Annotated in this window: 21 protein-coding genes and 2 pseudogenes; 10 read left to right on the forward strand and 13 right to left on the reverse strand. The window is 53.2% G+C overall.

Annotated features, from left to right (window positions below; genetic code table 11):
- Positions 1-4 precede the first annotated feature (4 nt).
- A complete protein-coding gene (locus ACYZTR_RS14135) occupies positions 5-640 on the forward strand; it encodes a response regulator transcription factor (protein ID WP_461971776.1) in 636 nt (211 codons plus the stop codon).
- A 44-nt stretch (positions 641-684) separates the two neighbouring features.
- On the forward strand, positions 685-939 hold the full coding sequence (locus ACYZTR_RS14140) for a hypothetical protein (RefSeq protein ID WP_461971778.1): 255 nt from the start codon (positions 685-687) through the stop codon (positions 937-939).
- Positions 940-1,003: 64 nt separating this feature from the next.
- Here the strand turns inward: ACYZTR_RS14140 and ACYZTR_RS14145 are convergent, their stop codons facing one another.
- From ACYZTR_RS14145 to ACYZTR_RS14165, 5 genes are all read right to left on the reverse strand, one after another.
- Positions 1,004-1,471: a DUF411 domain-containing protein gene (locus ACYZTR_RS14145; RefSeq protein WP_461971780.1), complete on the reverse strand. Its 468-nt coding sequence runs from the start codon at positions 1,469-1,471 to the stop codon at positions 1,004-1,006.
- 166 nt (positions 1,472-1,637) lie between these two features.
- Positions 1,638-2,702 (reverse strand): copper resistance protein B, encoded by a 1,065-nt coding sequence (locus ACYZTR_RS14150; protein WP_461979728.1) that lies wholly within the window; start codon positions 2,700-2,702, stop codon positions 1,638-1,640.
- Positions 2,674-2,919: a hypothetical protein gene (locus ACYZTR_RS14155; protein ID WP_461971782.1), complete on the reverse strand. Its 246-nt coding sequence runs from the start codon at positions 2,917-2,919 to the stop codon at positions 2,674-2,676. The genes ACYZTR_RS14150 and ACYZTR_RS14155 overlap by 29 nt, the downstream gene beginning before the upstream one ends.
- A 12-nt stretch (positions 2,920-2,931) precedes the next feature.
- Positions 2,932-4,806: a copper resistance system multicopper oxidase gene (locus ACYZTR_RS14160; RefSeq protein ID WP_461971784.1), complete on the reverse strand. Its 1,875-nt coding sequence runs from the start codon at positions 4,804-4,806 to the stop codon at positions 2,932-2,934.
- A gap of 217 nt (positions 4,807-5,023) precedes the next feature.
- Complete coding sequence (locus ACYZTR_RS14165; protein WP_461971786.1) at positions 5,024-5,230, reverse strand: co-regulatory protein PtrA N-terminal domain-containing protein; 207 nt, start codon at positions 5,228-5,230, stop codon at positions 5,024-5,026.
- Between the two features lie 699 nt (positions 5,231-5,929).
- On the opposite strand from ACYZTR_RS14165, the gene ACYZTR_RS14170 reads away from it, so the two are divergent.
- Entirely contained in the window at positions 5,930-6,325 is a 396-nt protein-coding gene (locus ACYZTR_RS14170; RefSeq protein WP_461971788.1) for a DUF305 domain-containing protein, read from the forward strand.
- Between the two features lie 385 nt (positions 6,326-6,710).
- On the opposite strand, the gene ACYZTR_RS14175 is transcribed toward ACYZTR_RS14170, so the two are convergent.
- Entirely contained in the window at positions 6,711-7,457 is a 747-nt protein-coding gene (locus tag ACYZTR_RS14175) for a YkgJ family cysteine cluster protein (RefSeq protein ID WP_461971790.1), read from the reverse strand.
- 260 nt (positions 7,458-7,717) lie between these two features.
- A complete protein-coding gene (gene dctP, locus ACYZTR_RS14180) occupies positions 7,718-8,779 on the reverse strand; it encodes a TRAP transporter substrate-binding protein DctP (protein WP_461971792.1) in 1,062 nt (353 codons plus the stop codon).
- A gap of 83 nt (positions 8,780-8,862) precedes the next feature.
- Between dctP and ACYZTR_RS14185 the strand changes: the two genes are divergently transcribed.
- On the forward strand, positions 8,863-9,549 hold the full coding sequence (locus ACYZTR_RS14185; protein ID WP_461971794.1) for a TetR/AcrR family transcriptional regulator: 687 nt from the start codon (positions 8,863-8,865) through the stop codon (positions 9,547-9,549).
- Positions 9,550-9,783: 234 nt separating this feature from the next.
- On the opposite strand, the gene ACYZTR_RS14190 is transcribed toward ACYZTR_RS14185, so the two are convergent.
- The 5 genes from ACYZTR_RS14190 to ACYZTR_RS14210 all read right to left on the reverse strand — a co-directional run bounded on the left by ACYZTR_RS14190 (position 9,784) and on the right by ACYZTR_RS14210 (position 13,860).
- A complete protein-coding gene (locus tag ACYZTR_RS14190) occupies positions 9,784-9,984 on the reverse strand; it encodes a heavy-metal-associated domain-containing protein (protein ID WP_461971796.1) in 201 nt (66 codons plus the stop codon).
- A 112-nt stretch (positions 9,985-10,096) separates the two neighbouring features.
- Positions 10,097-12,454 carry a heavy metal translocating P-type ATPase gene (locus tag ACYZTR_RS14195; protein WP_461971798.1) on the reverse strand — a complete coding sequence of 786 codons (2,358 nt, stop codon included), beginning with the start codon at positions 12,452-12,454 and terminating at the stop codon, positions 10,097-10,099.
- Positions 12,455-12,456: 2 nt separating this feature from the next.
- Positions 12,457-12,717, reverse strand: coding sequence for a DUF2933 domain-containing protein (locus ACYZTR_RS14200; RefSeq protein ID WP_461971800.1), 261 nt, complete (start codon positions 12,715-12,717; stop codon positions 12,457-12,459).
- Positions 12,718-12,812: 95 nt separating this feature from the next.
- Positions 12,813-13,349 (reverse strand): cupredoxin domain-containing protein, encoded by a 537-nt coding sequence (locus ACYZTR_RS14205; RefSeq protein WP_461971802.1) that lies wholly within the window; start codon positions 13,347-13,349, stop codon positions 12,813-12,815.
- A gap of 157 nt (positions 13,350-13,506) precedes the next feature.
- The gene (locus tag ACYZTR_RS14210) at positions 13,507-13,860 is read right to left on the reverse strand and encodes a co-regulatory protein PtrA N-terminal domain-containing protein (RefSeq protein WP_461971804.1); all 354 of its coding nucleotides are present in this window, start codon (positions 13,858-13,860) and stop codon (positions 13,507-13,509) included.
- Between the two features lie 203 nt (positions 13,861-14,063).
- On the opposite strand from ACYZTR_RS14210, the gene ACYZTR_RS14215 reads away from it, so the two are divergent.
- The 6 genes and pseudogenes from ACYZTR_RS14215 to ACYZTR_RS14240 form a co-directional block, all read left to right on the forward strand.
- On the forward strand, positions 14,064-14,750 hold the full coding sequence (locus ACYZTR_RS14215; protein ID WP_461971806.1) for a heavy metal response regulator transcription factor: 687 nt from the start codon (positions 14,064-14,066) through the stop codon (positions 14,748-14,750).
- Positions 14,750-16,138: a heavy metal sensor histidine kinase gene (locus ACYZTR_RS14220; protein WP_461971807.1), complete on the forward strand. Its 1,389-nt coding sequence runs from the start codon at positions 14,750-14,752 to the stop codon at positions 16,136-16,138. The genes ACYZTR_RS14215 and ACYZTR_RS14220 overlap by 1 nt, the downstream gene beginning before the upstream one ends.
- A gap of 370 nt (positions 16,139-16,508) precedes the next feature.
- Positions 16,509-16,892: a copper homeostasis periplasmic binding protein CopC gene (gene copC / locus ACYZTR_RS14225; RefSeq protein ID WP_461971809.1), complete on the forward strand. Its 384-nt coding sequence runs from the start codon at positions 16,509-16,511 to the stop codon at positions 16,890-16,892.
- Positions 16,893-16,895: 3 nt separating this feature from the next.
- On the forward strand, positions 16,896-17,834 hold the full coding sequence (gene copD / locus ACYZTR_RS14230) for a copper homeostasis membrane protein CopD (protein WP_461971810.1): 939 nt from the start codon (positions 16,896-16,898) through the stop codon (positions 17,832-17,834).
- Between the two features lie 74 nt (positions 17,835-17,908).
- A pseudogene (locus ACYZTR_RS14235) lies at positions 17,909-18,200 on the forward strand (hypothetical protein).
- 63 nt (positions 18,201-18,263) lie between these two features.
- Positions 18,264-18,918, forward strand: a pseudogene (locus ACYZTR_RS14240) (efflux RND transporter permease subunit); the annotation flags it as partial.
- 104 nt (positions 18,919-19,022) lie between these two features.
- On the opposite strand, the gene ACYZTR_RS14245 reads toward ACYZTR_RS14240, so the two are convergent.
- The gene (locus ACYZTR_RS14245; RefSeq protein ID WP_461971812.1) at positions 19,023-19,688 is read right to left on the reverse strand and encodes a transmembrane anchor protein; all 666 of its coding nucleotides are present in this window, start codon (positions 19,686-19,688) and stop codon (positions 19,023-19,025) included.
- Positions 19,689-19,699: the final 11 nt, after the last annotated feature.

Raw genomic sequence — 19,699 nt, forward strand, 5'->3', positions numbered from 1 at the left:
CGTAATGGCAGGTGTGACGGAGCACGTGGTGTATGTGGTCGACGATGACCAAGGCATGCTCGATTCAACGGTCTGGTTATTGGAATCGGTCGGGCTCAAAGCCTTGCCGTTTACCAGTGGCGTAGCGTTTCTCAGTGCCTGTGATGCCACGCTCGATGCCTGCGTGCTGCTCGATGTTCGCATGCCCGGCATGGGCGGTTTGAACGTGCAGGAAGAAATGCGCATACGTGAGCTGAACCTGCCGATCATTTTCGTCAGCGGGCACGCCGATGTGCCGATCGTGGTTCGCGCTTTCAAGGCAGGCGCCCATGACTTCATCGAGAAACCCTACAACGAGCAATTGCTGCTGGACAGCGTGCAACAGGCGCTCAGCAACTGCGCGGCCAGCCGCTCAGGCAATCAGGGACACGAAGAACTGCAGGCGCGTTTGCTCACACTGACCCCACGGGAGCGCGATGTCTTGCTGCCGCTGGTGCAGGGTTACACCACCCGTGAAATCGCGGAGCAACTGGGCGTGAGCGCAAAAACCGTCGACCTGTATCGCTCGCGGGTGATGAAACGCATGCAAGCCAATACCTTGCCGGATCTGGTGGGCATGGCCATCGCGGCTGAACTGGTCGATCCGCTCAAGCTGCGGTGATTTCTCGCGTTTTCTATTGAGCGTCTATGCTGGGCTAACCGATCTTGTACCTTTGCAACGATCTGCAAGGAGGCAGCAATGGTGCCCACTATCCCCTGCAAGAGCGGCTCAAGGGGCCGCTGGGTCAGACACAGGGGCGTATTGCGACGCTGATTGTGCTGGTGGCTATCGTTATTCTCATGGTGCCGATCTATCTGACACCGTTCGAGTCGAACGAGCGGCGATGTTGGCATTTGCTCAAGCCTTCGACCCGCAACCTTTCCACCGAGCGTCGTCATGGGTCTGTGGCGCGCGCATGATGGCTGAGGTCTCTCACCGAGTAGTGTGACGCTGGCCATGCAGGGACAGGATGGAGGGGCGACATTAGTTTCCGGGGTATTGAGCAATGACCTGATCTACGCCTGCTTTGGACAGCCCGATTACCTGATAAACATCATGTTTTCCGTTGACTTCCATACCTGGAGACCCAGCTGGCATGCCAGGAACGGCGATCCCGAGAAGATCGTCACGTTTGCTCATCGCAATGATTTGCTCGGCGGGTACGTGACCTTCAACAAACTTTCCGTTGATCATCGCGGTGTGGCAGGACGAGAGTCGTGGAGCTACACCGAGCTCCTGTTTGACAGCGCTCATGTTGGTTTCTACATGATCAATGACGGTGAAGCCGTTTGCCTCTAGGTGCTGAATCCATTTCTTGCAGCATCCACAGTTTGCATCTCGATGAACATCGATTGTCAGCGCCTGTGCTGCTTGAGCGGTAGAACCGATGAATAGCGCTGCAAACGTTGCGATACGCATGAAGCGACTTGAGAGTTGGAAGTTACCTGTCATAAATTTTTCCTCTTGCCTTGGCTGTGTCGGGATACCCTCGGAAAGAAGCCAAGCTCTCACTCAAGTGTTCAATCCCGCTGCTTCGGTTCAATCGAAGCGCTACCCCTAGAGTGGAGACAGCGACTTCTCGATTATTCAAAATTCGTAAAGGCGGTGCCCAAGTCATTCAGAACCACATCCGAATACCGGCTACAAATTTCGCCTCGCTGGTTTTTTCCCCTTCATCGCTGACTAGGTCGGCTGTTTTTCCGTAGGAACGATTCCAGGAAACACCGATATAGGGGGCGAATTGACGGACAATTTCATAGCGCAACCGCAAGCCCACCTCGGTGTTGGCCAGTCCGGAGCCAACGCCCCGTTCAGGATCGTTTTTACCGTAGAAATTCGCTTCGGCGGTAGGCTGCAAAATCAGGCGATTGGTGAGCAAAATATCGTAGTCACCCTCGATGCGGGCGGCGGTCTGTCCGTTCTCACCAATGAATGCGGTCGCTTCTGCTTCAAAGTTGTAGAGGGCCATGCCCTGAATCCCGAAAGCTCCCCAAGTCTGTGGCGACCCGGGTTTGAAGTCCTGACGAATGCCCGTGACGACATCCCACCAAGGACCGATAGAGTGTCCCCATAACGCTTGAAGTTCAGCGCTTTCGGTTACGCCATTGGTGCGCTCACCTTCAGATCGCAGCCACAGACGGTCAACGTCGCCACCCACCCATCCTTTCGCGTCCCAGCTCAGTGCACTGCCATTGTCGGCATCTTGATATTCGAACTTATCCAGCAGCATGAAGGCGTTGACCTTCTTGTCGTGAACACCGTGACCAGCCACATTCGGGAACGCGGCTGCACGGTCAGCGTCGGTCAGTACAGGGATTGGAGTTCGGCTGGTGGTGGTAGCCCCTCCGTCCATACTTTCCATACCGTCCATTGCTCCATCGTCCATGCTCATCTTGCTGTGATCCATTGCCCCCATCTTGCTATGGTCCATAGCTCCCATTGAGCCGTGGTCCATCTTGGAGTGATCCATCGCGCCATCTTTCGTAGGGGCAGGCTTGGGTTGTTGCGCGGACGAAGGCTTCGAATTCGCACCTGATGGCATTGCCATCGAATGATCCATCTCTTCTGCCGCCTGGGCCATGACCAAATAAGCAGGACTGGTAGAGACTGCAAGTGCTAACAGCGTTGGGCGTATGAATTTGCTGGTCATGATCTCAATCTGCCTTTTTGGTTTTTGGGTCATGATCCATCGATTCATGGCGCTTCTTGCTGTGGTTTGACCCGTGATAGGGCTTTAACTCGGTTGCCGTAGTTGCGGGTTGATTCGTTGCTTTCGCAGGAGTCGCAGTTGAATGGTCACTACTATCAACCCCTGCCAATGCCACGGACGAGAGGCCACCCAACAGGCCAATGGCAAAGAGGCGATCCACCAGCGATTTACGATTTAGGTATGTGCTCACAGATCGTCTCCTTTACTCATCAACCCGTACTTCACGGAACATGCCCATTTCCATATGGAAAAGCAGATGGCAGTGATAGGCCCAGCGACCTAACGCATCAGCGGTAACTCGATAGCTGCGCTTGGTGCCTGGTGGCATATCGATTGTGTGCTTGCGCACCATGAACTTGCCGTTCTCATCCTCAAGGTCACTCCACATACCGTGAAGGTGGATGGGGTGAGTCATCATGGTGTCGTTCACCAGGGTGATGCGCAGACGTTCCCCATACTTCAGGCGCAGCGGCTCGGCATCGGAGAATTTGATGCCGTTGAACGACCATGAAAACTTCTCCATGTGGCCGGTCAGATGCAGCTCAATGGTGCGATTGGGCTCGCGGCCGTCAGGGTCTTGGAAAGTGCTTTTCAGATCAGAGTAGGTGAGTACCCTACGACCATTGTTCCGCAATCCGATGCCGGGATCATTTAGCTTTGGCGTTGGGTTCATGGCTTGCATGTCCACCAAGGGGTTGTTGGTTTCGGAAGCCGGGTGAGTCTGCATTTCGCCACCCATACTGCCCATGCCAGCCATTCCCGACATATCACCACTGCCCATCCCTGCCATCTTGCTGTGATCCATGCCCGCCATCTTGCTGTGATCCATTCCGGCCATGTCGCCTTTGTCCATGCCGGCCATCTTGCTGTGGTCCATGCCTGCCATCCCGGACATGTCACCTTGTTTCATATCGCCGCCGCCGCCCGCCATGCTGCCATGGTCCATGCCCGCCATCCCGCCCATTCCCATGTCATCCATGGTCAAAAGAGGCCGAGGATCGGTCGCAGGCACCTGTGCCTCTAATCCTTCGCGAATGGCCAGGGTACCGCGTGCATACCCGGTTCTATCCATTGACTGGGCGAAAATGGTGTAAGCCTCTTCGTTGGCAGGTTCTACGATTACGTCATACGTTTCTGCCACCGCGATGCGGAATTCGTCGACGCTGACCGGTTTGACGTATTGTCCGTCAGCGGCCACAACGGTCATTTTCAAACCAGGAATACGGACATCGAAATAGCTCATGCCCGAGCCATTGATGAAGCGCAGGCGCAGCTTTTCGCCCGGTTTGAAAATACCGGTCCAGTTACCATTAGGCGCCTGGCCGTTCATGAGGTAGGTATAAGTATCCCCACTGACGTCTGCGAGATCAGTGGGGTTCATTTTCATTTCAGCCCACATCTTCCGATCGGCCACGGCAGCAGACCAACCTTCGTTGCTGACATCGTCGATGAAGTCGCCAACGGTCCGTTTGTGATGGTTGTAATAGTCTGATTGTTTCTTGAGCTTGGCCATGACGCGAGCAGGATCTTCATCGGTCCAGTCAGTCAACATCACCACATAGTCGCGGTTGTACTGAAAAGGTTCAGGCTCTTTTGAGTCGATGACGATTGGACCGTAAACGCCCGCTTGTTCCTGTAACCCAGAATGGCTGTGGTACCAGTATGTGCCGTTTTGATGCACCTTGAATTTGTACTCGTACATGCCGTCGGGTGCGATGCCATGGAAACTCAAGCCAGGCACCCCGTCCATGTTGGCCGGCAGAATGATCCCGTGCCAATGAATGGAGGTGTCCTGATCTAGGCGATTTTTTACGCGCAGCGTGACCGTGTCTCCCTCCCGCCAGCGCAGCAAAGGTCCGGGCAATGAGCCATTGATGGTCATGGCTGTGCGTGGTGAGCCGGTGATGTTTACAGGGGTTTCACCAATAAACAGATCAAATTCGTTACCTGTGAGAACGCTCGGCAGACCAGGACTGGTCACTGCCCATACAGGAGTGCGCCACAGGCCAAGGCCGCCGAGAATGCCACCAGCGGCCAAGCCTTTTACGAATGTCCGCCTAGAGGTTTTGGAATGCATGCCGTTTATGTCCAATCAGTCAGAAGGGAAGCCGTGCGAAACAACCAACGAGTTGTTCAGGTTGAAGGCACTCTCTCGGGGGGTTTGTAATGAGCCCGGATGAGCTTCGCCCGCCGTCACTGAAAATGAGCGCTTACGGCAAGCGAGCTCTGAAATTGCCACATTTGAACCATCACAGTGATTACATTTCTGTCAGCTTGGGAACGCTGCAAGCTATTCAGCAATTCTTGTGGTCCATCGCTTTAACTTTGCTTTCCGCGACAGGTGGTTGGGCGCTCTGCGTTTGAGCTACTTGGTACGACTCCATTGAATTATTCCTAGCCGCTTCCATACGTGCGAAAGCCCGGTCACCACCGCCTTCAGCGATAGCCAAAGAAGAGATGGTCAGAGCTGCGATGACGAATAAAGTTTTGATAGGTTTCATTTAAGGTTCCTCGGATGTATTGGTAATCCCCGAATCCACAACAACGATGAATCTTGGGGGGAGCTTAAGGCTCAATAAGACTATAAGGCTCATCCCCTGTCAGGAAGCTGAGGTCAATATTACAGTTCTGTCAGGTAGCGATGTTTCGTTTGAGAAGCACACAACTTAATGGTGCAGAGGACATAACTCTTATTGTCGATTAGAAAATTTATCTTGTAGTCTTGTGGTCTTGTGTGAATCCCATCTAGATCAAGAACTGATCCATCTGAAGCTTAACCTGAGCCTGAACCGAAATCTGAAGCAGTTTGTGGATCAGTCGGCGGATTGGCGGACTTGGCAATCGTGAAGGTCATCTATTCTATCTGGGCTCACCGTTAGTTGATAAGACAGGCCACCAGAGAAGAAATTTTTTAAGACTTTCCTACAGACTGTTTGCAACGAAATGTTACCTGACGGGAAGCTGACAGGATTGTAATATTCATTTCATCGACGGTCCGCCTCGCGTGGTCTAGGGTGAAAGATGAGCCCTTGAGGAAGCACTTCATCTGAACCCTAAGAAACAGTTTCCTGTTCAAATTGGTTTGGTATTGATCTGCTATATACGAATCCGCTATTGACCCAAAGTGATCAGCTCTTTTAACGCAAATGTCTCAGTCGATGTATATGCCAATCTTCCGACTTCTTACGAGGAGATTCACAATGTCACAGCATATCAAGCACAGCAGCTCTAGCCGGTTCACTTTATCAGCGAGGGCGGTAGCGATAGCTGTCGCGTTCATGGCGACAGCGCCGACGTGGACCAGTGCCGCAGAGCCCGCGAAAAGCGAAACGATGCCGATGCCCTCCGAGCAGATGGATCACTCGAAGATGGACAGCATGAAAGGAATGGGTGGTATGTCCAAGACCGGCGATGTGGATTATGACTTCGCGGCTAACATGCGCATGCATCACCAGATGGCAGTCACGATGTCGCAAGCCGAACTCAAGAACGGAAAAAATCCAGAGATGCTTCGAATGGCAAAGGACATAATTGCCGCACAGGAAAAGGAAATCGCTGTATTCGATCAGTGGATGAAAGCGAATAAAAAACCATGACCCAGGTGCTGTGCGTTGCCTCTACATGACAGAAATTGCCGCGCTGGTGGCCGGTGATCCCCATCCGTCGTGCGCAACACCTTGAACGGTAGGAGCAAAACCAAGCTCCGCTTGGACTATGGATTTCCAGGGCATTCGCGCTTGGGTCAGAGGTCTGCAAACAGGGGCACTGATCTGAGCCCAAGACGAATTTTGCCACCGGGCTCGTGAAGCCTGATCGCTTGGGAGCGAAAGAGACAGAATGTAACTAGGACGTGGGGCAAAGCGTTATGTCCGGGTTCATATCGATGGCAGCATGATGGTCGAGCGGAGGATTACCTTATCGTTGGTAGGCGCCCGCTGAGTGAACGAGCTGTTCCTTTGGCGCAAGCTTTTCTTTCTGCCCCTACAGTTTGTGGAAGATGTAGCTGGAGGATTCCGAAGTATCGACTTGCACACCTCTGTTTCTCACTGTTTCACGCAATTCATGGTCTTCGATGCGCACGTTCCACGTGGCATGGGCCGTTCTTTGAAGACCTGAATCATATTGCTCGAGTGCAGCAATCAGATTCTGTCTATCCGGCAGATACACGGCCAAAGCGTTTTCTTTCCACGCGGCAACCTTCATATCCATGGATTCGCAGACAGCCACTTTCGCGTGCGCATCCAGTCTGTCCGCTTCCCTAGACTGCTCGATCTGAATGAGTAGCGCAGGATCGACTACCCGATCAGAAACGATAATCTCGTCCGCCTCCCACACCTCTGGGGGGCACACCTTATCCGTAGGATCCAAGGTGATGAACGGTGAAATTTCCGCAGGATAGATCTTGCACACCAGCGGTCTCTCTTCATAGATCCCACACCGATCCTGATCGTCAAGATTTGGGCATTGGGTAAGCGCGTTCGCGGCGAAAATCGCGATAACGTTGATCTTGGTGTTACCACTGACAATCTGCGCCGCACGCTTAGCGTTGTGCCTGAACTTCTCAGGCTCAGTGGGCCAAAGGGATTCGTCGAATGCTTCAAGTATCACCGCGACGTCATGGCCCCGCTGTAGCCACTGTCTCGACTCATTCAAGGTCAGAGGAATCAGGCGCCCCTTGCAACACACTCCACAGCCATTGCAAGCAAATCGTATTGCAGTATTTTCCATGCGCGTACTCGATTTATTATCCACGGGCATGAGCGGTTGGTACCGCTACATTACAGGCAAACGTGGCTTAGCCAAAAAATATGCCGGGGGAGACACAAGGGGTCCATGCCGGTCGAAAACTGACCAGCCCGGCGGTTTATTAAACTGAGTTTACGAACCCCGAGACACCCATTTCGTGAGGTTTCACCTGATCCGATTTCAGCTTGTCTTTGAGCTCGTTGACGTGGTCACATTCCATCTAGCTCGCGAGCTGAGCGCTGCTATAGCATCGCGTCATTCATCAGCGCTTTGAGTTTTTCTAGAACGGGGCCAGCATCTTTCACCCCCTTGTCTCCCTGCTCCCTGACCCAGCGCGCCTGCACCTCCTCATAGCGAGTGGTCGTCTGCCAGTCGTTCACCTCTTTGCTCTCTAGTTGTCGGATCTGCGCGCCGGCTGTTTTCAGATCGTCGAGCATGGCGTCGTAGCTGCGGTCCATCACGGTCCCCAGTGCCTGGTAGGCGATATTGGCGGCGCGTTGAATGGCAGCCTTGTCTTCACTTGCAAGCCGTTCCCAGGTGTTGCGGTTCATCGTCAGCAAATAGAGGTGTCCCAGCCACAAATTGCGGGCGACCAGCACATTGGGCGCTGCTTCATGGACCTTGAGCAGGTAACCGCTGTCCACGTTGACCATTAGCCCGTCCAGGGTTCTGGCTGCCAAGGCCTTATAGACTTCTTCGCCCCAATGCATGGTGACCGGAACGGCGCTGGCGTTGAGCAAAAAATCCTGGTGCCAGAAGCTGGCCGTGCGCCAAGTTTGGCCCTTGATGTCCTTCAACGAGCCCAGTGGTTGGGTGCTATAAAACGCAACCGGGTAGCCGGTACTCAACAGGATTGGAACCACATTGTTGTTGGCCAGCTCGGCGGAAAAATCCGGAATATCACCATACACGCGACGGAAGAATGCTACCTGTTTGGCGCCCGCAGGGCCGGTAGGGAAGCTCTTGAACAACTGGTGCAGCGGCAGGTCATTGGCCATGTATTCGGGTACGACGATGCCCATATCCGTCACCTCGCCCTTGCCCACGGTACGCAAGGCGTCGTAACCACTGGAAAGCTCGGCGCTCCAGTGGTCCTCGATCTTCAGGCGTCCGTTGGACTCTCTCTCCACGGCGGTAAAAAACACATCCTTGATAAAGCGGGTGCGCATACCGCCCAGCGGTTCATGATCGGAGTACCGAAGGATGGTGGTGCCGGCTGCGGTGTTGGGTAGCAGGACCGCTGCGAATAGCAGAGGCATGGCTTTCCAGATTAGCTGGGTGAAACAGGCTCTGATGAATTGCATAACGTCTCCATGGTGTCCCTCGTGGCGAAGGCGACAAAAGACGGTAAAGTATATGAACAATCATTCAGGTTTTGAATTCGCATATGAAAATCCCACCACCCGACGCGCTCAAGCCAAGAAAGACGCCGTCTCAGGCCCGATCCGCCGCGACGGTGGACGCCATTTCGAAAGCCGCTATTCAGGTTTTGCTCGATGAAGGCGTTCGTCGCCTAACCATGACGCGGATCGCCGAACGCGCCGGTGTTTCGGTGGGCACGATGTACCAGTACTTTCCGCACAAGCAAGCGCTGCTGTACTCGCTCGTCGAGCAGCACATGACTGAGTACGCCGATACATTCCAGGCGGCCTGTCTGCAACTGCACGGTCAACCTGTTGCTGCGATGAGCGAGGGCATTGTCACCGCGTTCGTCGACACCAAGCTCAACCAGCCCGACGCATCGCGCGCCCTCTACAAAATTGCTGGGGAGTTCGACACTGACGACCTGCGGATCGATATGATAAAACGTCTTCAGGATGCCTGCAGCGCGCTACTGGCCAGCGCTACGGATGCCAAGTTCGCTGACCTTGCCGATGTCTCCTTCACTCTGCTGACGGCGATGAATGGCACCATGAAAGCTATGCTCGAACGAGGCACGCAGGCAAATAAGGTCAAAATACTGCGTATGCAATTACTGGCGCTGTGTCGGGGTTATCTCCTCGCCGTATCGAACTTGCCTGGCCTTGCATTGCCAGCCGGCAACCAAGAGGTCCCGTGTTCAATAACAAGATAATTGTCAAGGCGATCAGTGGCCCCGCAAATCAACCCGCATGCTACTGCAGTGCGAGTGCTACGACAGCAGGTGTTCACTTCACTGCTTCCAAAGCAGTGCTTTCCTGATTGCTGTCCAGTGATATGTAATGGATGGCATTTGGGTGCTGAAGCTGTGACTTCAGAGCAAAGTCAAGAAGATTTGAATCTAGTTATCTAGGCTCTGCGCTCGTATTTGAAGGAAATAACAGCGCTCTCAAGCCCTAATCTGGGAAGGAAAACCTAAAGCTTCAACTGCTCTGCGAACCTGCTCTGGGCTTTCCACGCTTTCAACGCTCACCTTACCAGCTCCCCGATCCACGGAAACTTTAGCTTGGTTGTCGAGTGATTGAATTGCTTTGGTGATTTTGCTGACGCAACTGCCGCAGCCAATGCCTGCTACATCTAAGACGAACATGGTTATTCCTCTTGTGTTGGGCGGTTTCTTTCAACCGTACCGACAGCATCAACGTTGACACGATGGCAAGGTCAAGGGTTATCTCCTTTGAGATCGGGAGCGTCGTTGAAGCTCAATCTATCGGAGTATTCCTCAGTCTCAATGCATTGAAAACTACAGACGCCGAACTGACGCTCATTGCTATGGCGGCGATCATTGGCGACAGGAGGTATCCCGTCAGCGGATAAAGAAGGCCCGCGGCTAGGGGGATACCCATCGCGTTGTAAAGAAAGGCGAACCCCAAATTTTGCCGCATGTTTTTTACTGTTGCGACCGAAAGGGCCCGTGCACGTAGAATTCCCATCAGGTCGCCTTTTACTAGCGTGAGTTGCGCGCTATTCATCGCAACGTCAGTGCCTGTCCCCATTGCGATGCCCACATCTGCCCGCGCCAAGGCCGGTGCGTCGTTGATTCCATCACCAGCCATGGCAACCTTCCGTCCATATTGCTGAAGGTCTGCGACCAGGCGTTCCTTGTCCTGAGGTTTCACTTCACCATGGACCTCTTCAATCCCCATCTCCCTGGCGACAGCCCGAGCGGTGGTGAGCCCGTCTCCGGTAGCCATGATGATTTTGATGTCATTAGCCTTGAGCTTGGTGACCGCTTCTTTGGAGGTCGGTTTTATCGGGTCTGACACCGCCAGTAACCCCGCCAATACCCCGTCAACCGCGACATAGATGATGCTGATGCCTTCAAGACGTAACAACTCTGCACGGTCTTGTAGGATCTTGGTACTCACGCCGGCGGCTTCCATTAACGCCGTGTTGCCCAGCTGTATCTTCTTGTCATCAACCCGGCCACTGACCCCAATACCTGAACCAGACTCAAAGGATTCGGGCTTGGTGAGCTCAATTTTCTCGGATCGAGCGTGATCGACGATGGCATGAGCCAGGGGATGTTCGCTGCCTTGATCAAGGCTGGCGGCTAGCTGAAGAACAACGTGAGGTTTGAAACTGGGTGTGGCCTCCACACTGTGAAACACCGGCCGACCTTCTGTTAGGGTGCCTGTCTTATCGACAATCAGCGTGTCGATTTTGCAAAGGTTTTCGATGGCACTGGCATCCCTGAACAGCACACCCATGCTGGCTGCCTTACCCGTCGAAACCATGATCGACATGGGTGTTGCAAGCCCCAGCGCACAGGGGCAAGCAATGATCAGCACGGCGACAGCATTGATCAGACCAAAGACCCAGCTGGGTTCCGGGCCGAATAGCCCCCAGCCTACGAATGTCAGTATTGCAATCGTGATAACACCCATCACAAAGTAGCCGGCAATCGCGTCTGCCATTCGTTGCATTGGCGCTTTTGAGCGTTGGGCCCGAGCGACCATCTGTACAATCTGCGAGAGCATGGTTTCGGCGCCAACCTTTTGCGCCTCCATTACCAAGCTTCCATGAGTATTGAGTGTTGCACCGATCAAGGTATCCCCAGATCTCTTCATTACCGGCACTGGCTCGCCAGTGAGCATGGACTCATCCACAGCACTTTCGCCCTCCAGTACAGACCCATCAACCGGCACCTTTTCACCAGGTCTGACGCGCAGATGATCACCCAGGTGCACATGGGTGATAGGAATGTCTTCCTCCTGGCCATCTGCGTTGATCCTGCGTGCCGTTTTGGGAGAAAGGTCGAGAAGAGACTTAATGGCGGCAGAGGTTTGCGATCGGGCCTTGAGCTCGAGAATCTGCCCAAGCAAGGTGAGCGAGATGATGACCGCGGCTGCTTCGAAGTAGACGCCGATTCGTCCATCTTGAACGAAGGTAGCGGGAAAACTTTGGGGCATGAGTGTTGCCGCGACGCTGTAAAGATAGGCGGCGGCGGTACCTAAACCAATCAGAGTCCACATGTTTGGGCTGCGATTACGAATAGATGCGATGCCTCTTACAAAAAAGGGCCAACCTGCCCATAACGTCACCGGCGTTGCCAGAGCGAGCTCGATCCAGTTTTGGATCGAGCCATGGAACAATTGCAACGAGTGTCCCGCCATGGCGAGTACGGTCACTACCACGGTTATTGGCAGCGACCACCAAAAACGGCGGGTGAAATCCTTAAGCTCAGGATTTTCCTCTTCATCCAGAGCAGGCAGGACCGGTTCTAATGTCATGCCGCATTTAGGACAATTGCCCGGTACGGGCTGGCGTATTTCCGGGTGCATAGGGCAGGTAAACTCAGTACCCGCTTGTACCGCAGGCTGTGGAGTGCTGCCGCGGGGTTCTGCGCTCGGATGGTTCCCGCTGTAGCGTTCAGGATCTGCTCGAAACTTTTCTTGGCATTTCAGGCCACAAAATTGATACGTGTTTCCCTGATAAGACTCGCCAAATTTACGTGGAAGAGTGACCGCCATTCCGCACACCGGGTCACGCAGATCAGCATCATGGGGAGTGATCGCATGAACGTGACTGTGATCTTGGTGGGTCGGTGAGGTAGGCATAGCTATTTCCCTTTTTCGTCCTTGTTAATTGGTGTTTGATCGCCATGGCGACCATGTCCGCCATGGACATGGCCATGGCCAAAAAAATGCATCAATGGACAAATCAGCAGAATCAGGTAGGGCAAAAATGAATAAACGTGGTTGAAATGCTCCCGCACCACGTAGAAGGCACCGATCGCAATGAGCATGAGCAGTACAACGCCTGTTTTGCGCCTCCAGAATGGTAAGTTGGCGCTCCTATCCGTATGTTGATGGTTATTCATGATCTAAACCTCACGGTGTAAGTGAGTTGCTGTGATCTCTGCGACAGAGCGTAGTCAACTCTTCCGTCGACGCGGTGCTTGCAGCCAGCTCTGGCCTACTTCAGTTCAAACTGACCGACCATCCCTGATTGGTAATGCCCCGGTACGTTGCAGGCAAATTCAAGCCCTGTGCTTTTGGTGAACGTCCAGATGAGCTCTTGGGTTGAGCCTGGCTCGATCAAAACGCTATTTGGGTCGTTGTGCTCCATACCTACCATCTTCATCCCCCCCATGCTGTGCCCCATATCGCTCATCTTGTGGTCAGTACCGCTGGGTGTCAGCGTGCCGTTCTGAACCATGCTCGCCATCTCTTCCTGATGCGCGGCATGACCAGCGGCTTTGCCGATGTTGAACTCGTGCAACAGTGAACCTTCGTTGCGAAGGACAAATCGAACTGTTTCGCCAGGTTTTACATGGATGCTATTGGGTTTGAAGGCGTTATCACTCATCTTGACTTCAATTGTGCGGGTAACCTCGGTGGCGGCTCCAGGTCGACCAATATCGTCTTTCCCATGACCTGCGCTAGCCAAAGCGGTAGCACCAAAAAGAAGGGTAATTGCTGCAATAGCTGGGGTAGTAAGCTTGGCTTTCATGGTGACCTCGTGAGTAAAAGGGAGACACTGGCTATGCTAAATGCACTGAGCTGCCAGTTAACTGACCTGAACACTACATTTCTGTCAGTTTCATAAGAAACACGGCGTTCAGATGACGCCGTGTTAATCAGCTCTAACCAGGAAATGCGTCGAGCACTTACTGATGGCACTCTGAAAGCATCAATTTGTGCTCCCGCTGCATTTGGCTCAAAACGTCATCGACGATTTTGTCGTGCTTTTCCATCCAGGCCAGGTGCTGCTGGGGTGACATTGAGGCGTCGGGATGATCTTTATGGAGCTGGCTCATGATGTCGCCGAGCAGCGTCATATGTTCGGCCATGTGGACATGACGCTGTCCTTCAGGGGCTTTTTCAGCTTGTATCAGGACGGCTTCAGCCTTGTCGCGCAGGCCTTCCATACGCTCGATGACCCGGTCTCCGCCACTTTCAGCCCATACAGAAGCCGAGAGAAGTATCGAGCTCACAAAAAACAGCATTTTTAGGCGATTCATAGGGCAGCTCCTTATGGAATGATTTCCGGCTCCCATACGTTTCATGCTCAAGAGTCGGTCGAGCACTAGGACGTACTCATGTGTGAACCCTAGCCAGCACTCCCTGACATCTACCTGAAGCCAATATTACTTTTCTGTCAGTTACTGGTTGGCTGGTGTGTTTCGTTGCAGACTCCGCTTCATCATTATTGAGAGCTCCCCCCATGAGACTTCTGGTTGCTGAAGACGAACCCAAAATAGGTATCTATTTGCAGCAAGGACTCACCGAGGCGGGGTTCAATGTTGATCGTTTCACCAATGGCAATGAGGCGCTTCAGCATGCGCTGAGCGAGGCGTATGACCTGCTGATCCTTGATGTCATGATGCCTGGGCTGGATGGCTGGGAAGTACTCAAGAAGGTGCGTGCATCCGGGAAGGATGTTCCCGTTCTCTTTCTTACGGCGCGAGACCGGGTCGAAGATCGAGTAAAGGGGCTTGAACTCGGAGCTGATGATTACCTGATCAAACCCTTCGCATTTTCTGAACTGCTGGCTCGCGTCAGAACATTGCTGCGTCGCGGTAACGGCGCGCCCTCGCAAACCTATATGAAATTGGCCGATCTGGAGGTGGACTTGCTCAAGCGCCGGGCCATCCGTGGAGGTAAACGCATCGACCTGACGGCCAAAGAGTTTGCGTTGCTTGAGCTGTTGTTGCGTCGTCGAGGGGAGGTGCTGCCGAAGTCCCTTATCGCCTCCCAGGTTTGGGACATGAACTTCGACAGTGATACCAACGTTATCGAGGTTGCGGTGAGGAGGCTGAGAGCAAAAATTGATGACGACTTCGAGGTCAAACTGATCCATACCTCTCGGGGTATGGGTTACATGCTCGACTCACCTGATTCGGAGTCGTAATGAATCGCATGTCCCTGACGACCCGCATGAGTCTTCTGTTCATGCTTGCTGTAACGGCTGTGCTCACGGTCGCCGGACTCAGTTTCAATAATCTCAGTCGGCATCACTTCAAGGTGCTGGATCAGCAGGCATTGAACGAAAAGCTACACTCAACCCAGAGAATTTTGGCCGGGTTGAACAGCATTGATCAATTTAGCGATTTTAAGCCTGAGCTGGAGGCGTTACTGGGTGCTCATCGTGATTTGACTGCCCTAATAATCGATGGTGACGGCAAGCTGCTGTTTGCTGATCCCGGTCCGGTTGATCTTCCCGAGGAATTCCGCACGACCCCAAACACCAACGTCTGGGAGTGGCGAGAGCAGGATCAGATGTTCCGTGGCGTAACGGCGCAGGCTGTGGTGCCAGGGCAAGACAAGCCGTTGACCGTCATTTTGATCTTTGACGTCACACAACATATGTCCTTCTTCGAGACGCTTGAACAATGGTTTTGGATAGGGCTTTTGATCAGCGCGTTGGTCAGCGCTGCACTTGGTTGGATGGTTGCTAGCAGTGGTATGCGGCCCATTCACCAGGTCACGCGGGTCGCTGCCTCAATGTCAGCTAAATCGCTCAAAGAGCGCATTCCCCTAGCGCCTGTTCCCAAAGAGCTTCAGCAGATGGTGCTGTCGTTCAATGCCATGTTGTCCAGGCTGGACGATGCGTTTGTCCGTTTATCGAATTTTTCTGCGGACATTGCTCACGAATTACGAACCCCCGTCAGCAACTTGATGACCCACACGGAAGTGGTGCTCTCAAGAAAAAGGAATATCGAGGACTACGAAGACAATCTGTATTCAAACCTCGATGACTTGAAGCGTATGAGTCGGATGATTGATGACATGCTTTTTCTGGCGAAATCAGACAATGGTCTGATCACACATGAGAACAAACCAATAGACCTGGTGGAGGTCGTAGAAAAATTGCTGGAGTACTACCGCCTGGTGGCTGACGAGCGCGGTATTGAGCTCACGGTTTCTGGAAGGGGCAGTGTCCGAGGCGATGTTCTTATGCTCCATAGAGCCATTTCTAATCTGCTCTCAAATGCGCTGCGCTACACCTCTGAAGGGAAGTCCATTAGTGTCGATATCCAACAGAAGGAGATGTCGGTAATGATCGTCGTGGAGAATCATGGAGAGCCCATTGCCCCAGAACACCTTGAAAAGCTATTTGATCGCTTTTATCGCGTGGATCCAGCTCGGCGAGAAGGCAGTCCAAGCAACGCGGGGCTAGGGCTGTCGATTACCCGATCAATTATTGAAGCGCATGATGGCAAAATATGGTGTACGTCATTTGATGGGAAAACGGCCTTTCATCTACAGTTCCCGACTGTTGACTTGAAAATGAGCTAAACGACGTCGTGTTTGCGATCAGGGTCGACCGCTCAATCTGTGACCCGCGTCCGCATGCGTCAGCTTTAAATGAGCGAAAGCCCTGATATTCGGGCTTGCAGCCTCCTCGTTACGTCCCGTTACCCCCGTCAATCCACGGCCAATGCCCGCGCTCAAGCTGACTGAAATGTAATCGAACAGTTTGCGTTCGTGTGGCATCGTGATCTTGCATTGTGACGTTGAGATTCTAGTAAGTTTTCCGTTCTCGCGGCCTCAGGGTACGGAGACTACTCGCTATTTCATCAGTGGTTTTGGACAAGAAACGAAAATTAAAAACTAGATATTCCCAAACAAACCTCGAATCAACAGCTCTTGCTGTGAGGAGTCTTGCATGTCATTTCTTAAAACTACCACCGTAGCTGTTGCGCTTACCGCGGGTTTGCTTCTGAGTGCAGTTGCTCAAGCACATCCAAAGCTTCTTTCTTCCACTCCGGCAGAAGGCTCGGATGCGGCGGCCCCTTCGAAAATTGAGCTGCATTTTTCTGAGAATCTTACGACTCAGTTTTCCGGTGCAAAACTGATCATGACCGATATGCCAGGGATGCCGAACTCTCCAATGGGTGTTAAGGCAGCCGTCGCTGGTGGTGGCGATCCGAAAACGATGGTGATTACACCTGCAGCACCTATGACCACCGGTACTTACAAAGTCGAATGGCGTGCCGTCTCCTCGGACACTCACCCGATCACCGGCAACTTCTCATTCAAAGTGAAATGATTTATGAGCGACTCAATATACATTGTGGTTCGCTTTGCTCTTTATTTTGACCTGATGCTGCTATTCGGATTGGCAATTTTCGGTTTGTATAGCCTCAGGGGAAAAGAAAGAGTATCGGGCACAGTCTTGAATTTTGAGTCGCTTCTTTACGGTACTTCCGTCGTAGGTATCGCTCTGTCCCTTGCCGCTATGTTGTTGCTTGCGAAAGCAATGAGCGGTGTGTCGGAGCTTATGGAGCTACATCACCATATTTTCGAAATGGTCCTTATGGGGACCGACGTCGGGTTGACCTGGATGGTCCGAATAGCTGCCTTGGTGGTGGCAATTATTGGTGTCGCTTTGAATAAACGCCATCCGACACTGAGTCTCTGGATCGTCACCTTATGCGCAGCGGTCGCGTTGGCTACGTTGGCATGGACGGGGCACGGCGCGATGGGTGAGGGAAGCCGCCGCTACTGGCACTTTATCACCGATATCTTCCATCTATGGGCCGCAGGTGGCTGGTTGGGCGCACTAGCAGCATTTGCCTTACTACTGCGTTTGAAGTCGCTCAAAAGCGATCAAGAGGCACACATTCTTGCTCGGGTGCTGACTGGCTTTGAGTCGGCCGGCGGAGTGATTGTGGCAATCATAAGCATCACGGGAGTAGTAAATTACCTGTTTATCGTTGGGCCAAACCTCGATGAAGTGATGCTCAGTACTTATGGCCAGCTGCTGTTTTTGAAGATCTTGCTCTTTGCGGGGATGATCGTGTTAGCCGCACTCAACCGTTTTCACTTAAGTCCGGTACTAGAACGGTCAGTTCGCAACGGAGAATATTCTGTCGCGGTCAATGCGTTGCGCCGCAGCATGACGCTCGAATTTACAATGGCAATCGTCATAATTTGTCTCGTCGCGTGGCTAGGCACCTTAAGTCCGGAAATGGAAATGAGCGCGGAATAGAGGGTGGTGGCAGCCAACGAAGGAGACTCAAGGGTGAATTGTAAGGTCCATTTTCACCGGCTACACTCCAGTCCATGAAACGCTCTCTGCGGTTTTGCCTGATTTGCCTGATTTGCCTGATTTGCCTGATCAGCTTGGCGCTTCCCTTCAGCGGGATGGATGGCGATGATGGACGGTATGGGACACGACTGGAAGGACATGAAAAGTCGCACCGAACACGGCAAAACCTGCAAGCCAGGTCAGGAATGCAAGACCGGCGGTATGCTGCAAGTCTCGATCGTCAAGCCGCCTATCACCTTATCCAGCCCTCACGTCCTGTCCTTCTCTAGTGACTTGTTGCCAATACAAACCCCGTCAGGGGTATAGCGACCTCCCCGTATTTGATTCCTGTACCACACTGAGCCTCATTCCGCGTTAGCGGGATGGCATATCGACCGCAAGGCGGCCGCTCGCTACGGGCTGAATATCGCCGACGTGCAGTCGATCGTCGCCGGCGCTATCGGTGGTGGAAACATTGGGGAGACGATTGAAGGACTGGCTCGCTTCCCGATCAACGTACGCTACCCTCGGGAGTGGCGTGACTCGATCAGCGCCCTTGAGCAGTTGCCGATCTACACCCCTCTGGGTAGCCAAATCACCCTCGGCACGGTCGCGAAGGTTAAAGTCAGCGAAGGTCCGCCCATGCTCAAGAGTGAAAATGCACGACCGTCGGGCTGGGTGTACATCGATGTGCGGGGGCGGGATATCGCCTCGGTGGTCGCCGACCTGCGCCGGGTCGTCAATGAACGTTGTTGATCATCTTTGTGCTGCTCTACCTGACTTTCTCCCGTTTCGACAAGGCCTTGCTGATCATGGCCACGCTACCGTCGGCCCAAGGCCATGACTGTGGCCGTGATCATTGCGGGCCTGTTACCCATCCTTCTGGGTAGTGGCCGGTAGCGAAGTGATGAGCCGCATTGCCGCACCCATGGTGGGTGGCATGATCACGGCGCCCTTACTGTCTCTGTTTGTCATCCCGGCAGCCTATCGCCTGATGCGTCGTCGACACCTATCAGATGAACCTGATGAAGGTGTTGATGCGTAAAGAGTAAATGTAGAAAACGAGGCCGCATTTGCGGCCTCGTTAGTTGAAAGCATTAACTGCTTTTGGCGATCTGGACACTCAGTCGTACCTGTGTTCCCCTCGCCTTACTGTTGGACACTCAAGTAATCGCCGGTCGTTTTCAGTGAGATGGTCACATCGTTGTTGCTGCGATTACGCCAGAACCAACCGTGGGTACCGTCAAAAATGGCGGTGAATTCACCTTTATCACTTTTGACCTGCTTGCCCTTGTTGTAGCTGTGGAAGTAACCCTTTTTACCGTTGTAGGGTTCGCCATGGGTGTCGTAGTTCACAGGCCCACCAGCCGCGGTCCATTCATAGCTGACGGTCTTGTTCTTCAGCACTTCCAGTTTGATTTCTGTCCCTTCACCTGGCTTGAGCGTGACGGTCATCTGATTTGTCTTCAAAGCAGAAGCAGGTGTCACCGCTGGTTGAGCAAAAGGTTTCGCAATAGGTTGGATTTGCGCAACCTGCGGAGCTGGAGCTGGAGCTGGAGCTGGAGCTGGAGCTGGAGCTACCGGTTGAGGTGGCGTGGCATCCGCCAACGCCTCCTGGGCAAGGATGATCTTTAGTTCGCCCATCTGGGTCAGACCCAGCGCGCGGCCCACACCCGTAGGATCAACGGCATATTCCGAAGGCATGACCACGGTCACCAGCAAGCCGACCGCAGTCAGCAGTGCAATGACAGTCGAACGCACCAGTTTGCGAGTGCTAGGCAATTCATTAACAGTTGGAAGCGGAGTATTGAACATGGTCAGAATTC

This window comes from Pseudomonas sp. Hz4, assembly GCF_054898165.1.

Coding starts and splice junctions, on each gene's coding strand:
- ACYZTR_RS14135 (WP_461971776.1), top strand. CDS start 5: ATGGCAGGTGTGACGGAGCACGTGGTGTATGTGGTCGACGATGACCAA.
- ACYZTR_RS14145 (WP_461971780.1), bottom strand. CDS start 1,471: ATGACAGGTAACTTCCAACTCTCAAGTCGCTTCATGCGTATCGCAACG.
- ACYZTR_RS14150 (WP_461979728.1), bottom strand. CDS start 2,702: ATGACCCAAAAACCAAAAAGGCAGATTGAGATCATGACCAGCAAATTC.
- ACYZTR_RS14160 (WP_461971784.1), bottom strand. CDS start 4,806: ATGCATTCCAAAACCTCTAGGCGGACATTCGTAAAAGGCTTGGCCGCT.
- ACYZTR_RS14165 (WP_461971786.1), bottom strand. CDS start 5,230: ATGAAACCTATCAAAACTTTATTCGTCATCGCAGCTCTGACCATCTCT.
- ACYZTR_RS14170 (WP_461971788.1), top strand. CDS start 5,930: ATGTCACAGCATATCAAGCACAGCAGCTCTAGCCGGTTCACTTTATCA.
- ACYZTR_RS14175 (WP_461971790.1), bottom strand. CDS start 7,457: ATGGAAAATACTGCAATACGATTTGCTTGCAATGGCTGTGGAGTGTGT.
- dctP (WP_461971792.1), bottom strand. CDS start 8,779: ATGCAATTCATCAGAGCCTGTTTCACCCAGCTAATCTGGAAAGCCATG.
- ACYZTR_RS14185 (WP_461971794.1), top strand. CDS start 8,863: ATGAAAATCCCACCACCCGACGCGCTCAAGCCAAGAAAGACGCCGTCT.
- ACYZTR_RS14190 (WP_461971796.1), bottom strand. CDS start 9,984: ATGTTCGTCTTAGATGTAGCAGGCATTGGCTGCGGCAGTTGCGTCAGC.
- ACYZTR_RS14195 (WP_461971798.1), bottom strand. CDS start 12,454: ATGCCTACCTCACCGACCCACCAAGATCACAGTCACGTTCATGCGATC.
- ACYZTR_RS14200 (WP_461971800.1), bottom strand. CDS start 12,717: ATGAATAACCATCAACATACGGATAGGAGCGCCAACTTACCATTCTGG.
- ACYZTR_RS14205 (WP_461971802.1), bottom strand. CDS start 13,349: ATGAAAGCCAAGCTTACTACCCCAGCTATTGCAGCAATTACCCTTCTT.
- ACYZTR_RS14210 (WP_461971804.1), bottom strand. CDS start 13,860: ATGAATCGCCTAAAAATGCTGTTTTTTGTGAGCTCGATACTTCTCTCG.
- ACYZTR_RS14215 (WP_461971806.1), top strand. CDS start 14,064: ATGAGACTTCTGGTTGCTGAAGACGAACCCAAAATAGGTATCTATTTG.
- ACYZTR_RS14220 (WP_461971807.1), top strand. CDS start 14,750: ATGAATCGCATGTCCCTGACGACCCGCATGAGTCTTCTGTTCATGCTT.
- copC (WP_461971809.1), top strand. CDS start 16,509: ATGTCATTTCTTAAAACTACCACCGTAGCTGTTGCGCTTACCGCGGGT.
- copD (WP_461971810.1), top strand. CDS start 16,896: ATGAGCGACTCAATATACATTGTGGTTCGCTTTGCTCTTTATTTTGAC.
- ACYZTR_RS14245 (WP_461971812.1), bottom strand. CDS start 19,688: ATGTTCAATACTCCGCTTCCAACTGTTAATGAATTGCCTAGCACTCGC.